Raw genomic sequence first — 12,313 nt, forward strand, 5'->3', positions numbered from 1 at the left:
GAGTTGGCACGACAGTGCCAACTCGGCCTGCACAACTGACGTCTCGACCGGCATTTCTGACGTCTCGGTCTAGTGGGGGCGCTCGACGGCGTACTGGACGAGGCTGACGGCCTCCCCGCGGTAGGTGTCGGTGCCGTGGCGGCCGGTCTCGATGAAGCCGGTGGCGTCGAAAAGCTTCTTGGCGCGGGCGTTGGTCTCGTGCGTCTCGGCCCAGATACGGGTTAGATCGAGCACGGAGAAGCCGTAGGTGAGCGCGGTCTTGATGGCGCGCTGACCGAGGCCCTGTCCCCAGCGAGAGCTCGGGCCGATGGCGATACCGAGCTCGCGCGTGTCGGGTGCGAGACCGTGGAGATCGGCATAGCCGACGACCTCCGCGTCGAGCTCGACCCCCAGCCGGATGAGCTCGGGCGGAGGAGCATCGATCAGCCGGCGCCAGTGGCGAAGATGGCCCTCACGATCGCGTTCCGGCCAGCCGCTGGCCACCCGGAACTCCTCATCGAGCGCCCAGTCGGCGAAGACGTACTCGTCGCCCGGTGCCAGCGGGCGCAGGCGCATGGTGTCGGTACGGGGCATCGACCGAGTCTCTCAGATGTACGACGCGGCCGATCCCCCGCCCGGGATCAGTAGGTGAGCTGGACCTTGGTCGCGAGCCGCTGGTCCATCAGCCGATAGCCCTCGGCGACCTCGGCGACCGGCAGCGTCTTGTCGAAGACGAGACCGGGGTTGATCGTGCCGTCGAGCGTGAGCCGCAGGAGGTCGGGAAGGTAGCGGCGGACCGGCGCCATCCCACCCTTGAGGCCCACGTTGGTGCGGAAGAGCGCGTTGACCGGGAGGTTGACGTCGTGCGGGACCCCGACGAACCCGACCGTCGCACCCGGACGGGCCACCTTCGAGGCCGTCTTGAAGGACTGGTCGGTGCCCACGCACTCCAGGACGTAGTCGGCCCCGACGCCGCCGGTGAGCTCGCGTACGGCCGCCTCGCCCTCCTTGCCGCGGGCGGCGACGATGTCGGTGGCACCGAACTTCTCGGCGATCTCCTGGCGAGCCTCGTGACGCGACATCGCGACCACCCTCTCGGCACCGAGCTGAGCGGCTGCCAGCACGCCGCACAGACCGACGGCGCCGTCACCGACCACGACCGCGGTCCCGCCCTTGGCGCCTGCCCCGAGCCCTGACATGACCGCTGCGTGCCAGCCGGTGGCCATCACATCGGTGAGTGCGAGCAGGTCGGGGTACATCGACGGATCGGGGGTCGCGTCGAGCTTGACCAGAGAGCCGTCGGCCTGGTTGACCAGGGCGTACTCCCCTTGGCCGCTGACCGTGAACCCGAGGTTCTCGCAGACCGACTGGACCCCGGCGACGCAGTGGGGGCAGGTGTTGTCGCAGTGGTCGAAGGGGACGATCACGAAGTCGCCGGACTTGAAGCCGCGTACGTCGGCGCCGACCTCCTCGATGACGCCGATGCACTCGTGGCCGATGGTGCTTGGCTCGTCGATGTCGCCGTTGGCGCCCCGGTAGTTCCACAGGTCGGAGCCGCAGATGCAGGAGGCGGTGACCTTCACGATCGCGTCGGTCGGCTTCGTCAGGACGGGATCGGGGACCTCCGTGAACCGGATGTCGCCCACCCCGTGGATCGTTGTCGCGTGCATGGTGGCATCCTGTCACCCGGCGTACGTCAGATCGCACACCGTGGCCCCGCGGAATCCGGGCAACACTCCTGACACGAAACGCCGACAGTTCGCGGGGAATCCAGGCTTATCTCATATATGAGTTACGGTGGTGCACCATGACCGACGGATACAAAGGTCGCATCGGGAATCTGATTCGCGATGCGCGCAAGCACAAGGGTCTCACCCAGGCCCAGCTCGCCGACCTCCTCAACACCAGCCAGAGCGCGATCAACCGCATCGAGCAGGGGCAGCAGAACCTCTCGCTGGAGATGATCGCCCGCGTGGGAGCCGCCCTCGACTCCTCCCTGGTCGACATCGGGGCCGGCCCGACGCACCTGCGCGTGACCGGCCCGACGACGCTCTCGGGCGAGATCACGGTCAAGACCTCGAAGAACGCGGGGGTCGCCCTCCTGGTCGGCTCGCTGCTGAACCGGGGCCGTACGACGCTGCGCAAGGTCGCCCGGATCGAAGAGGTCAACCGGATCATCGAGGTCCTCAACTCGATCGGCGTCCAGACCCGCTGGCTCAACGACGACAACGACCTCGAGATCGTCCCGCCCAAGGAGCTGCGCCTCGACGCCGTGGACGAGGCCGCCGCGCGGCGTACGCGCTCGGTCATCATGTTCCTCGGCCCGCTGATGCACCGCCTCGACGACTTCGAGCTTCCGTACGCCGGTGGCTGCAACCTCGGCACCCGCACCGTCGAGCCGCACATGTCGGCGCTTCGCCCCTTCGGCCTCGAGGTCAAGGCCACCGACGGCGCCTACCACGCCAGCGTCAACCGCGCGGTCCAGCCGACCCGCGCCATCGTGCTGACCGAGCGCGGCGACACCGTCACCGAGAACGCTCTGATGGCCGCCGCGCTGCACCCGGGCACCACCACGATCCGCAACGCCTCCTCGAACTACATGGTCCAGGACCTCTGCTTCTACCTGCAGAAGCTGGGCGTCGAGGTCGAGGGCATCGGCACCACCACCCTGCGCGTCACCGGTCGCGAGACCATCGACGTCGATGTCGACTACGCGCCGAGCGAGGACCCGATCGAGGCGATGTCGCTGCTGACCGCCGCGATCGTCACCGACTCCGAGATCACCATCAAGCGGGTTCCGATCGAGTTCATGGAGATCGAGCTCGCGACGCTGGAGGAGATGGGCTTCAACTACGCCCTCTCCGAGGAGTACGTCGCACTCAACGGCAAGACCCGCCTCGTCGACATCACCACCAAGCACTCCTCCCTGCACGCGCCGCTGGACAAGATCCACCCGCTCCCCTTCCCCGGCCTCAACATCGACAACCTGCCGTTCTTCGCCGCGATCGCCGCGGTGGCGCAGGGCCAGACGCTGCTGCACGACTGGGTCTACGAGAACCGCGCGATCTATCTGACCGAGCTCAACAAGCTCGGCGGCAACGTCACGCTCATGGACCCGCACCGGGTGATGATCGAGGGCCCCACCCACTTCTCCGGGACCGAGATCGTCTGCCCGCCGGCGCTGCGCCCCGCCGTCGTCGTGCTGCTCGCGATGCTCGCCTCCAAGGGGACGTCCGTGCTTCGCTCGACCTACGTCATCGCGCGTGGCTACGAGGACCTCGCCGAGCGGCTCAACCAGCTCGGCGCGAACATCACCGCCTTCCGCGACATCTGATCGAAGACCGGGCCGAGTCGGCTCGTCGAGGTTGGAGGGCTGGGGCGACAGCTGAGTGGTGACATGAGCCTGCGGGCTCATGTGACCAGGCGCTCTCGGGTGGTTAGATGCTCCCCGTGAGGGAGCAACAACGACGCGTACGCGCCTATGCGCACCGTGGTGGCGCACTCCATCCCGACCTGGTCGGGATGGAGAACACCATGGAGGCGTTCCGCCATGCGGTGAGTCTCGGCTACACCCATCTCGAGACCGATGTGCACGTGACCCGCGACGGTGTCCTGCTCGCCTTTCACGACGAGGCGCTCGACCGGGTCACCGACGTCAGCGGCCTGATCGCGGAGATGACGTACGCCGAGGTGCAGGCCGCCCGGATCGGCGACCTGCACGGGGTGCCGACCCTGGCCGAGCTCTTCGAGGCCTTCCCCGACGTCAGCTTCAACATCGACCTCAAGTCCGACGGCGCGGTCCGCGCGCTGGCCGAGCTGCTCACGGCGACCGACCATGAGGACAAGGTCATCGTCGGCTCCTTCTCGGTGCGTCGGCTCGAGGCCTTCCGCCGGCTGACGGCCGGTCGGGTACGGACCTCGGCCCACCCGCGCGAGGTGCTGGCCTATCTGCTCTCACCCACGGCCGGCATCGCCAAGCGCCTCGCCGGCGCGCGCTTCGACGCGTTCCAGATCCCGCACCGTCAGCGACTTCGCGGTCCCCTCTCGATCCTGGTGGCGTCACCCGGCCTCGTACGCCGCGCCCACAAGGCGGGCAAGGAGGTCCATGTGTGGACCGTCGACGACCCGGCCGAGATGGAGCGGCTGGTCGAGCGCGAGGTCGACGGCCTGATGACGGACCGGACCGACCTCCTCAAAGCGTTCCTCCAGGAGCGCGGGCTGTGGGACGCTGAGCCGCCTCGGTCCGAGGCTGGGCTCAATGAGGCTGGGCTCAATGAGGCTGGGCTCGATGCTCGGCTCAACAACGATGATGACGGCGAGGAGCCCCAGAAGTGACCACACCAGCCGGCATCGGCGACTTCAGGCCGGTCGAGCGGGCACGGGAGCAGAAGGGCTGGTTCTTCACCGACTGGGCCGTCTCCGCGTTCCAGACGACCGTGGCCGGGGTGTTGTTCGCGCCCTACCTGATCGAGATCGCGAAAGCAGCGGCCGTCGACAACCGGATCGACGTGCTCGGGCTGTCGATCGCGCCCGGCGCGCTGCCGTCCTTCGTCATCACGTTCTCGACGATCCTGTCGGCGATCATCTACCCGCTGGTCGGCGCGATCGCCGACCGCACCTCGCGCAAGCCGGACCTGATGGCGGGTTTCGCCTGGGCCGGTGCGCTCTGCGCGGCGCTGCTGTTCTTCATGACCGGGGACAACTGGTGGTTCGGCTCGATCATGTTCATCATCGCCAACCTGTGCGCGGGGGCGGCGGTGGTGGTCAGTGACTCGATCCTGCCGCTGATCTCGACCGAGGCGGAGCGCGACCGGGTCTCCTCGATCGGCTGGGCGTACGGCTACGCCGGCGGCGGGCTGCTGCTCGCGGTGAACTTCGTGCTGGTCACCTTCGCCGACCCGCTCGGCCTCGGCACCGCGCTGGCGGTGCGGATCTCCATGCTCTCGGCCGCGCTGTGGTGGGCCGGGTTCATCATCATCCCCTGGCGGCGGATCCGCCGCCGTGAGCCCGCGGACGTCGAGGAGGTCTCCGGCGGTGTGGTCGCGCGGTCCTTCGGCCAGCTGTTCGTGACCCTCAAGGAGCTGCCGCGGTATCCGGTCGCGCTGACCTTCCTGCTGGCGTACCTCTTCTTCAACGACGGCATCCAGACCGTGATCAGCTCGGCGTCGATCTATGGGGTCGAGGAGCTCGGGTTCGAGACCGGCACGATGCTCGGCATCTACCTGCTGGTGCAGTTCGTCGCGGTCGGCGGGGCCATCTTCTTCGGCCGGCTGGCAAAGAGCTTCGGCGCAAAGCGGGTGATCCTCGGAGGCTTGGGTGGCTGGATGGTCATCGTCGTCGCGGCCTACTTCGTGCCGGAGCAGACCCTGCTGCCCCTTCTGGTCGTCGCAGTCGGCATCGGTCTGGTCATGGGCGGCACCCAGGCGCTGGCACGGTCCTACTTCTCGCTGTTCATCCCTGCCGGGAAGGAGGCAGAGTACTTCAGCCTCTACCACGCCATGGACCGCGGCACCTCCTGGCTCGGCACGCTGGTCTTCGGCCTCGTCTACCAGCTCACCGACTCCTACCGGCCGGCGATCCTGGCGCTGATCGCCTTCTTCGTCCTCGGCGGCGGGCTCCTGGCCCTGGTGAACACGGCCAAGGGCATCGAGCAGGCGGGCAACCGGGCACCCGAGCGGATCTGAGGCGACAGAGCGAGGTCGAACGGCGAGCTTGCTCGTCCGTTCGCGCCGAGCGAGGGAGCAAGGCGACCGGAGGGCGCCAGGGGACCTGCCGCCTGGCGGGTTCGAGACGTACGTCCTCAGGACACTCTCAGAAAAGATCGCAGGTCAGGCGGGGCATGTGTCGAACAACACGGCGAGACGGCCCACAATTCACGGAATCATCACCTCCTCTGTACCGTTGACGATGTGAAGAGGCCTGACCGGGCTGCGTTATGAGTCCGCAGACCGCGTCGCTCTTCAGCACATTCAACGGGGGACGATCGACTCAGGAGGTGCCTTATGGCCGAGCGTACGTTGCGCGGTGCCCGACTGGGCGGACAAAGTTTTGAGGATGAGCGCGGCATCGAGTTCGCGGGTCGCCAGCAGGTGGCATACCGCTGCCCGCAGGCTCACGAGTTCGAGATCACGATGTCGGACGAGGCCGAGGTTCCGGCCATCTGGGAGTGCCCGCGCTGCGGGATGGAAGCTCTCAACCTCTCCGGTGCCAAGCCGGAGGAGAAGGCCGAGAAGCCGGCGCGTACGCACTGGGACATGCTCCTGGAGCGGCGCTCGGAGAAGGAGCTCGAGGACATCCTGAAGGAACGCCTCGACCTTCTGCGTGGCGGCGAGATCGGGCCGGCGCACCTGCACCGCAAGGGCCCTGGCAAGAAGAAGGCCAACGCCTGATCTCACGCCGATAGGCAGGTACGCAGATCGAGTGGTCACCATCTGGTGACCACTCGATCTGCTTTTGTGACTTCTCGGCCGACGCGGATGACGCCTCGGCGTGGGTCAGGCCTGGTCCTTGTCGATGACCTCGCCGGTGACGATGTCGTCGCTCTGGGGGCGGCGGCGCGGGTCGCCGAAGGTGGTCGGCATCGCGGCTGTGACGAGGCGCTTCTGCACGACCGCGGCCAGGATGCGGCGGAAGAACGGGCGGGTGAACGGCAGGATCAGCACGATGCCGAAGAGGTCGGTCACGAAGCCGGGGCTGAGCATCAGCGCGCCGCCGAGCATGATCAGTGCGCCGTCGGCGATCTCGTTGGACGGGAGCTTCCCCGAGGAGAGCGCGGTCGTCAGCGCGGTCCAGGCGCGGGAGCCCTCACGGCGCATCAGCCAGGCACCGAAGATCGAGTCGGCGACGAGGAGCAGGATCGTCCACCAGACGCCGATGACCTGACCCACCTGGATCAGCACGAAGAGCTCGGCCAGGGGGATCACCAAGAAGAGCAGGATCAGGACCCAGGAGAGCCGGCGGCGCCTGGTCCCTCGGGCGTTGGTCGTCGTCGTGCTCATCGGCGGCCCACCCGGAGACGGTCCAGCCCGAGGCGGCGCAGCAGCCGGAGCAGCTGGTCGCGTCGCTCCGCGAGGCCCCAGCGGGTCACCCGACGCATCGACTCGGCGGCGACCGCGGGGCTCATCTTCGACTCGCCCCGGACCCGCTCGATGAACTGGATCGGGACCTCCTTGACCGTCAGGCCGGCCCGCAGCGTACGCGTGACCATCTCGGTCTGGAAGACATAGCCGGTCGACTCGACGCTGCTCAGCTGCAGCTTCTCCAGCGTCGTACGCCGGAAGAGCCGGAAACCCGCGGTGGCGTCGTGGACGCCGATGCCGAGCAGCGCCCGGACGTAGAGGTTCCCGCCTACCGAGAGCAGCCGTCGTGACAGCGGCCAGTTGACCACGGAGCCGCCACGGATCCAGCGAGCGCCGATCACCAGGTCGGCGGAGGTGAGGGCATCCAGCAGGAGGTGCAGCTCCTCAGGCTGGTGAGAGCCGTCGGCGTCCATCTCCCCCACGACGTCGTAGCCCTGCTCGACGGCCCATCCGAATCCGTGGAGGTACGCAGCGCCCAGCCCGGCCTTCTCGGTGCGGTGCAGCACATGGATCTGCTCGTCGTTCTCGGCGAGCTCGCTCGCGATCGTGCCGGTGCCGTCCGGAGACCCGTCGTCGACGACCAGCACGTCGACGCGCGGCTGCGCCTTCCGCAACCGGGCGACGATCCAGGCGAGGTTGTCCGCTTCGTTGTAGGTCGGGATCACCATCACTGCCCGACCGATCTCGGTCCAGGGAGGAAGCTGCTCGTTCGTCACGTACGCCGGCCTTGTCAAGAAATGGGGTTGGAGATCACAGGATATCCGGGCGCTGGTCACTTGATCGAATGCCAGCGGGGGTAGGCGGCGAGCAACAGCCCTGCGGACGCCAGCAGAGGCGCGGGAGGACCAAGACGATCTTCGGGCCGTTCCGATCCCTGCTGGCGGCAGGGGCACGATCGTTGTCTAAGGGCGCCTTGGCCCACCCGCGTTGCCCTCGCGGCGCTCGATCACGCCCGCGGGTAAGCATCGGGGGATGCCTGGCACGACACCCCCGACCCGAACCGTCGGGCGCCGATCCGCCTACCACAACTCTGCACGGGCGAACCAAGCCACCTTCACCCGATCGCTCGGGGTAAGTCAACAAGCCGCTGACCTGCGGAAACTGGAGTTTTCGCAGGTCAGCCACAGCCTTCCGGCGGCGAAAAAGTCGGGAATTCTCGACGAACGGCGGCGTGTCGTCCTCAGGTACCCGTTACGGGCTCTCCGGAACGACGACCGTGCCATGCGCGGAGGTCGCCAGGATCGGTTCGTCGAGCACCTTTGCCGCGCCCGGACGGTCCTCGGTGGCCGCTCCCCTGGCCACCACGTGCACGGCGAACTCCATCACCCGCGACCGTCTTCCGGCCTTGACCAGCTCGCAGGTGATCTCCAGGACGTCGCCGGCACGCACGGGGGCTTTGAACTGCACATCGTCATAGGACGCGAAGAGACCCTCGTCGCCGTCGGTCACCATGCACATCTCGGTCGCGACGTCGCCGAAGAGACCCAGGCTGTACGCCCCGTCGACCAGGTTGCCGGCGTAATGGGCGTGCGAGTAGGGCACGTAGCGGCGGTGGACGACCGCTGTGCCGATCTTGGGGCCGATCTCATGCCCGATCTCAGGGCCGATCTCAGGGGTGCTCATGCTGCGGGCTCCTTGGAGGTGGTGCGGTGGACGAGATAGGAGGCGACCTCGGCCGGGGTGGTGCCGCGGCCGAAGATCCGGTCGACACCGAGCTCTGCGGTCTTCGCTTCGTCGAAGCGTGGCCCACCCGCGATCAGCAACGGCCGCTCCCCCGCCGGATAGGCCTCACGGAACGCGGCCGACATCTCCCGGGTGTTGAGCAGGTGGGCGTCGCGCTGGGTGACGACCTGGGAGACGAGCACGGCATCGGCGCGCCGGGTCACGGCGGCGTCCACCAGGGCCGGGACGGAGACCTGGGCGCCGAGGTTCACGACCTCGATCTCCTTGTAGTACTCCAGCCCCTTCTCCCCCGCGAACCCCTTGATGTTGAGGATCGCGTCGATCCCGACCGTGTGGGCGTCGGTGCCGATGCACGCGCCGACGACGACCATCGGACGCCGCAGCGTCTCCTTGATCACCGCGTTGGCCTCCTTGGGTGTGAGCAGCGGGAAGTCACGCTCGACGACCTGCACCTTGTCGGTGTCGACGAGATGGTTCACCTGCCCGTAGACCACGAAGAACGTGAAGTCGGCGCCCACGGGCTTGGAGTGGACGACCATCGCCGGCTCCATGCCCATCTTGTTGGCCAGCTGCAGCGCGGCTCCGTCGGCGATCTTGCTGTGCGGGATCGGCAGGGTGAAGGAGACCTGCACCATCCCGTCGCCGGTGGTGTCTCCGTACGGCCTGATCAGGTGCCCATTTTCTGTGGTCATTCGCCACCCTCCAGACTGTGCTCGTCCAAGATCGAGCTCGCGGGGTTGTAGTAGGTCTCGGACTTCTCGGCGACGCCGTCCAGGCCCTTGCCGGCGTCGGCCGGCCGCTTCATCAGTCCGAAGGTGCCGTCGGCGATCGCGTCCAGGAGCCCGTTGGGCTCGTCGATGATCTTGCCGAGGAGGTCGAGGGAGTCGCCCAGGACCTCTCGTGCCCGGTTGGCGATGAACCCGTCGGGAGCCGGATGGAAGTCCTCACCGAGCTTCCCGGCCGAGTCCATGACATAGCGGACGTTCTGCAGGGCCAGGTCGCGGTCGGAGATCCACGGCGTCACGACCGCCTCGGTCATCATCCCCACCAGCAGGATCCCCTGGTCGGTCATCGCGCCGGCGAGGTTGAAGAATCCGTCGAGCAGATAGCCCTTGAAGATGTCGCCGGTCATGTGCCGGGTCGGCGGCATCCACTTCAGCGGGGCGTCCGGGAAGATCGTCTTGGCCAGCAGCGCGTGGGCGAGCTCGAGGCGGAACGAGTCCGGCACATCGGGGTTGATCTCGAAGGCGTGCCCGAGACCCAGCTGCCAGTCCTCGAGGCCGGCCTCCTTGGCGAAGTACTCGTTCAGGAGCTGCGAGGTGGTCACCGTATGCGCCGCCTCGACCGCATCGGCGGTGGTCAGATAGTTGTCCTCGCCGGTGTTGATGATGATCCCCGCCCGCGCGTGGATCTGTCGCGAGAGCCGCTGGTCCACGAACGTACGCACCGGGTTGATGTCGCGGAACAGGATCCCGTACATCGAATCGTTGAGCATCATGTCGAGACGCTCCATGCCCGCCAGCGCTGCGATCTCCGGCATGCACAGGCCGCTGGCGTAGTTGGTGAGCCGGATGTAGCGCCCGAGCTCGCGGCTGGTCTCGTCGAGCGCCGCTCGCATCAGCCGGAAGTTCTCCTGCGTCGCGTACGTCCCCGCGAACCCCTCCCGGGTGGCCCCCTCGGGCACGTAGTCGAGCAGCGACTGGCCGGTCGAGCGGATCACCGCGATGATGTCCGCCCCCTCGCGCGCGGCCGCCTGTGCCTGAGGGATGTCCTCATAGATGTCGCCGGTCGCGACGATCAGGTAGATCCACGGCTTGCGGGGCGCGTCGCCGATCTCGCTGATCATCCGCTCGCGAGCCACCCGGCTGGCGTCCAGCTTCGCGATCCCGGCGCCGACCGCCTCCCGGGCACGCTTCGCGGCCAGATCCGCCTCGGACCCCTCGGGGAGCCGGAAGGTCACCTGCCCGGCCGCGGCGTCCTCGGCGAGGCGTCCGAGGTCGTTGTCGTACGCGGCCAGCGCCTGCCACACCGGCAGCGAGACGCCGTGCTCCAAGCCGATGTCGGCGCGCACCGCGTCGACGAGATGGTTCACCCACGGAGTCCCGTCCGGGTCGGCGCCGCCGAGCCCGGCCAGCCGCAGCGTGGCCCGCTCGACGGCGACCGTGGTGTGCTTCTTGGCCATCTCGACGATCGGGTCGCCGACCTTCGCCGCCAGCGTGCGTGCCTGGGCGATCGTGCGTGGGTCCAGATCGAGTCTCACCGGACACCCTCCTTTTCGAATACAGCCTTCTCGAATACGGTCCTGCGCTCGAAGAGCGTCCGGACGCCGGGGTTGGCACGGAGGAGATCGAGGGCGTACGCCGCATGGCCGGGGACGTAGCCGTTGCCGACGATCATCGTGACATCCGCGGCGAGCCCCTCGGCGCCGAGCGCGGCGGCGGAGAAGGAGGTGGCCATCGAGAAGAAGATGACGGTGCCCCGGTCGGCGGTGGCGAGGATGGCGCCACCCTCGCAGCCGGGTACGTCGACGCAGACGACGGTGACATCAGCGGGACCGCCCGCCTTCGCGACCGCGTCGCGCAGCGCGACCGGGTTGCGGGCATCCGCGACCACGACCTCGTCGGCCAACCCGGCCTCACGAAGGCGCTCCGCCTCGGTCGTGGTCGGGACGATGCCGACGAGATGTCCGGCCCCGGCCTCACGAGCCGCCGCCAGCGAGAGCGACCCCGACTTGCCGCCGCCACCGATCACGGCGACGACGCCGCCGGCGTACTTCTCCGCGACCACCCGGCGCGTCAGCGCCGGTGCGCCGCACACGTCCATCACCGACAGCGCCAGCTCGGGGGCCAGGTCGTCGGGGAGCACGGCGGCGATCGAGCGGCCGAAGAGGATGGCGTAGCCCTGGCACGGCACCTGCTCGGAGTCGCCGGCCCAGCCCGCGAGGCCGTCCTCGATCACCAGCGGGGTCAGCGTCAAGGACACCAGGGTCGCGACCCGGTCCCCGACCGCCAGCCCCAGCGGAGACTCCGGTCCGACCTCCTCGACCACACCGACGAGCATCCCGCCCGAGCCGGTCACCGGGTTCTGCATCTTGCCGCGGTCGGCGACGATCTCGAGCACCTCGCTGCGTACGGCATCCCCGTCGCCGTCGTGCGCGGACTCGAGCTGCCGGAACGAGGCGGCGTCGAGGTTCAGCCGCTCGACGCGGATCCGCACCTCGTCGGGCCACAACGCCGCCCGGGTGTCGAGACCACGGGCAGCCTGCGGCAGCGGCAGCGAACCGGCCTTCGGCTCGTCGAGCACGCGGTGCAGGCCGGTGGGGTCGGAAGTTGTCATCGTCGTACGCCTCCTTGCGTCCAATCTCACGGCGGACCCTACCAGCGCTTGATGGAAGAATTGCGGCCTACGCTTGCAAAGACCGCAGGATCTCCCGCTATGGTGGAGAACATGACGGCAACCATCGAGCCCAACCGCCGAGGCGACGCCCGAGGCGAACAGCGCAGTCGCGACGGACAGCCCTACGCCTACCAGCGCGTGGACCTGGTCGAGCCCGACTGGACCAGGTTCCCGGG

At 68.2% G+C, this 12,313-nt stretch carries 12 protein-coding genes; 4 read left to right on the forward strand and 8 right to left on the reverse strand.

Features of this window, described 5'->3' with window-relative positions:
• Window positions 1–69 precede the first annotated feature (69 nt).
• Both ACRDPS_RS16080 and ACRDPS_RS16085 read right to left on the reverse strand, forming a co-directional pair.
• On the reverse strand, window positions 70–573 hold the full coding sequence (locus ACRDPS_RS16080) for a GNAT family N-acetyltransferase (RefSeq protein ID WP_431502661.1): 504 nt from the start codon (window positions 571–573) through the stop codon (window positions 70–72).
• 47 nt (window positions 574–620) lie between these two features.
• Entirely contained in the window at window positions 621–1,649 is a 1,029-nt protein-coding gene (locus ACRDPS_RS16085) for a zinc-dependent alcohol dehydrogenase family protein (protein ID WP_431502662.1), read from the reverse strand.
• Window positions 1,650–1,786: 137 nt separating this feature from the next.
• Here ACRDPS_RS16085 and ACRDPS_RS16090 point away from each other — a divergent pair, with 137 nt between their 5' ends.
• The 4 genes from ACRDPS_RS16090 to ACRDPS_RS16105 all read left to right on the forward strand — a co-directional run bounded on the left by ACRDPS_RS16090 (window position 1,787) and on the right by ACRDPS_RS16105 (window position 6,368).
• Entirely contained in the window at window positions 1,787–3,313 is a 1,527-nt protein-coding gene (locus ACRDPS_RS16090) for a UDP-N-acetylglucosamine 1-carboxyvinyltransferase (RefSeq protein ID WP_431502663.1), read from the forward strand.
• A 107-nt stretch (window positions 3,314–3,420) separates the two neighbouring features.
• Window positions 3,421–4,314, forward strand: a complete 894-nt coding sequence (locus ACRDPS_RS16095; protein ID WP_431502664.1) for a glycerophosphodiester phosphodiesterase — start codon at window positions 3,421–3,423, stop codon at window positions 4,312–4,314.
• Window positions 4,311–5,663, forward strand: a complete 1,353-nt coding sequence (locus tag ACRDPS_RS16100) for an MFS transporter (RefSeq protein ID WP_431502665.1) — start codon at window positions 4,311–4,313, stop codon at window positions 5,661–5,663. Before ACRDPS_RS16095 ends, ACRDPS_RS16100 begins: the two co-directional genes overlap by 4 nt.
• A gap of 318 nt (window positions 5,664–5,981) precedes the next feature.
• The gene (locus tag ACRDPS_RS16105; RefSeq protein ID WP_431502666.1) at window positions 5,982–6,368 is read left to right on the forward strand and encodes an RNA polymerase-binding protein RbpA; all 387 of its coding nucleotides are present in this window, start codon (window positions 5,982–5,984) and stop codon (window positions 6,366–6,368) included.
• A 105-nt stretch (window positions 6,369–6,473) separates the two neighbouring features.
• Here ACRDPS_RS16105 and ACRDPS_RS16110 read toward each other — a convergent pair whose 3' ends face one another.
• The 6 genes from ACRDPS_RS16110 to ACRDPS_RS16135 form a co-directional block, all read right to left on the reverse strand.
• Window positions 6,474–6,977: an FxsA family protein gene (locus ACRDPS_RS16110; RefSeq protein ID WP_431502667.1), complete on the reverse strand. Its 504-nt coding sequence runs from the start codon at window positions 6,975–6,977 to the stop codon at window positions 6,474–6,476.
• On the reverse strand, window positions 6,974–7,726 hold the full coding sequence (locus ACRDPS_RS16115) for a polyprenol monophosphomannose synthase (RefSeq protein ID WP_431502672.1): 753 nt from the start codon (window positions 7,724–7,726) through the stop codon (window positions 6,974–6,976). Before ACRDPS_RS16115 ends, ACRDPS_RS16110 begins: the two co-directional genes overlap by 4 nt.
• Window positions 7,727–8,249: 523 nt before the next feature.
• Window positions 8,250–8,681, reverse strand: coding sequence for a hotdog domain-containing protein (locus tag ACRDPS_RS16120; protein ID WP_431502668.1), 432 nt, complete (start codon window positions 8,679–8,681; stop codon window positions 8,250–8,252).
• Window positions 8,678–9,433, reverse strand: a complete 756-nt coding sequence (locus ACRDPS_RS16125; protein ID WP_431502669.1) for an OAM dimerization domain-containing protein — start codon at window positions 9,431–9,433, stop codon at window positions 8,678–8,680. The genes ACRDPS_RS16120 and ACRDPS_RS16125 overlap by 4 nt, the downstream gene beginning before the upstream one ends.
• Entirely contained in the window at window positions 9,430–11,001 is a 1,572-nt protein-coding gene (locus ACRDPS_RS16130; RefSeq protein WP_431502670.1) for a lysine 5,6-aminomutase subunit alpha, read from the reverse strand. Before ACRDPS_RS16130 ends, ACRDPS_RS16125 begins: the two co-directional genes overlap by 4 nt.
• Window positions 10,998–12,077, reverse strand: a complete 1,080-nt coding sequence (locus ACRDPS_RS16135; protein ID WP_431502671.1) for an L-erythro-3,5-diaminohexanoate dehydrogenase — start codon at window positions 12,075–12,077, stop codon at window positions 10,998–11,000. Before ACRDPS_RS16135 ends, ACRDPS_RS16130 begins: the two co-directional genes overlap by 4 nt.
• Window positions 12,078–12,313: the final 236 nt, after the last annotated feature.

This window comes from Nocardioides sp., from assembly GCF_050699375.1.
GTDB lineage: Bacteria > Actinomycetota > Actinomycetes > Propionibacteriales > Nocardioidaceae > Nocardioides.

Coding starts and splice junctions, on each gene's coding strand:
- ACRDPS_RS16080 (WP_431502661.1), bottom strand. CDS start 573: ATGCCCCGTACCGACACCATGCGCCTGCGCCCGCTGGCACCGGGCGAC.
- ACRDPS_RS16085 (WP_431502662.1), bottom strand. CDS start 1,649: ATGCACGCGACAACGATCCACGGGGTGGGCGACATCCGGTTCACGGAG.
- ACRDPS_RS16090 (WP_431502663.1), top strand. CDS start 1,787: ATGACCGACGGATACAAAGGTCGCATCGGGAATCTGATTCGCGATGCG.
- ACRDPS_RS16095 (WP_431502664.1), top strand. CDS start 3,421: ATGCTCCCCGTGAGGGAGCAACAACGACGCGTACGCGCCTATGCGCAC.
- ACRDPS_RS16105 (WP_431502666.1), top strand. CDS start 5,982: ATGGCCGAGCGTACGTTGCGCGGTGCCCGACTGGGCGGACAAAGTTTT.
- ACRDPS_RS16110 (WP_431502667.1), bottom strand. CDS start 6,977: ATGAGCACGACGACGACCAACGCCCGAGGGACCAGGCGCCGCCGGCTC.
- ACRDPS_RS16115 (WP_431502672.1), bottom strand. CDS start 7,726: ATGGTGATCCCGACCTACAACGAAGCGGACAACCTCGCCTGGATCGTC.
- ACRDPS_RS16120 (WP_431502668.1), bottom strand. CDS start 8,681: ATGAGCACCCCTGAGATCGGCCCTGAGATCGGGCATGAGATCGGCCCC.
- ACRDPS_RS16125 (WP_431502669.1), bottom strand. CDS start 9,433: ATGACCACAGAAAATGGGCACCTGATCAGGCCGTACGGAGACACCACC.
- ACRDPS_RS16135 (WP_431502671.1), bottom strand. CDS start 12,077: ATGACAACTTCCGACCCCACCGGCCTGCACCGCGTGCTCGACGAGCCG.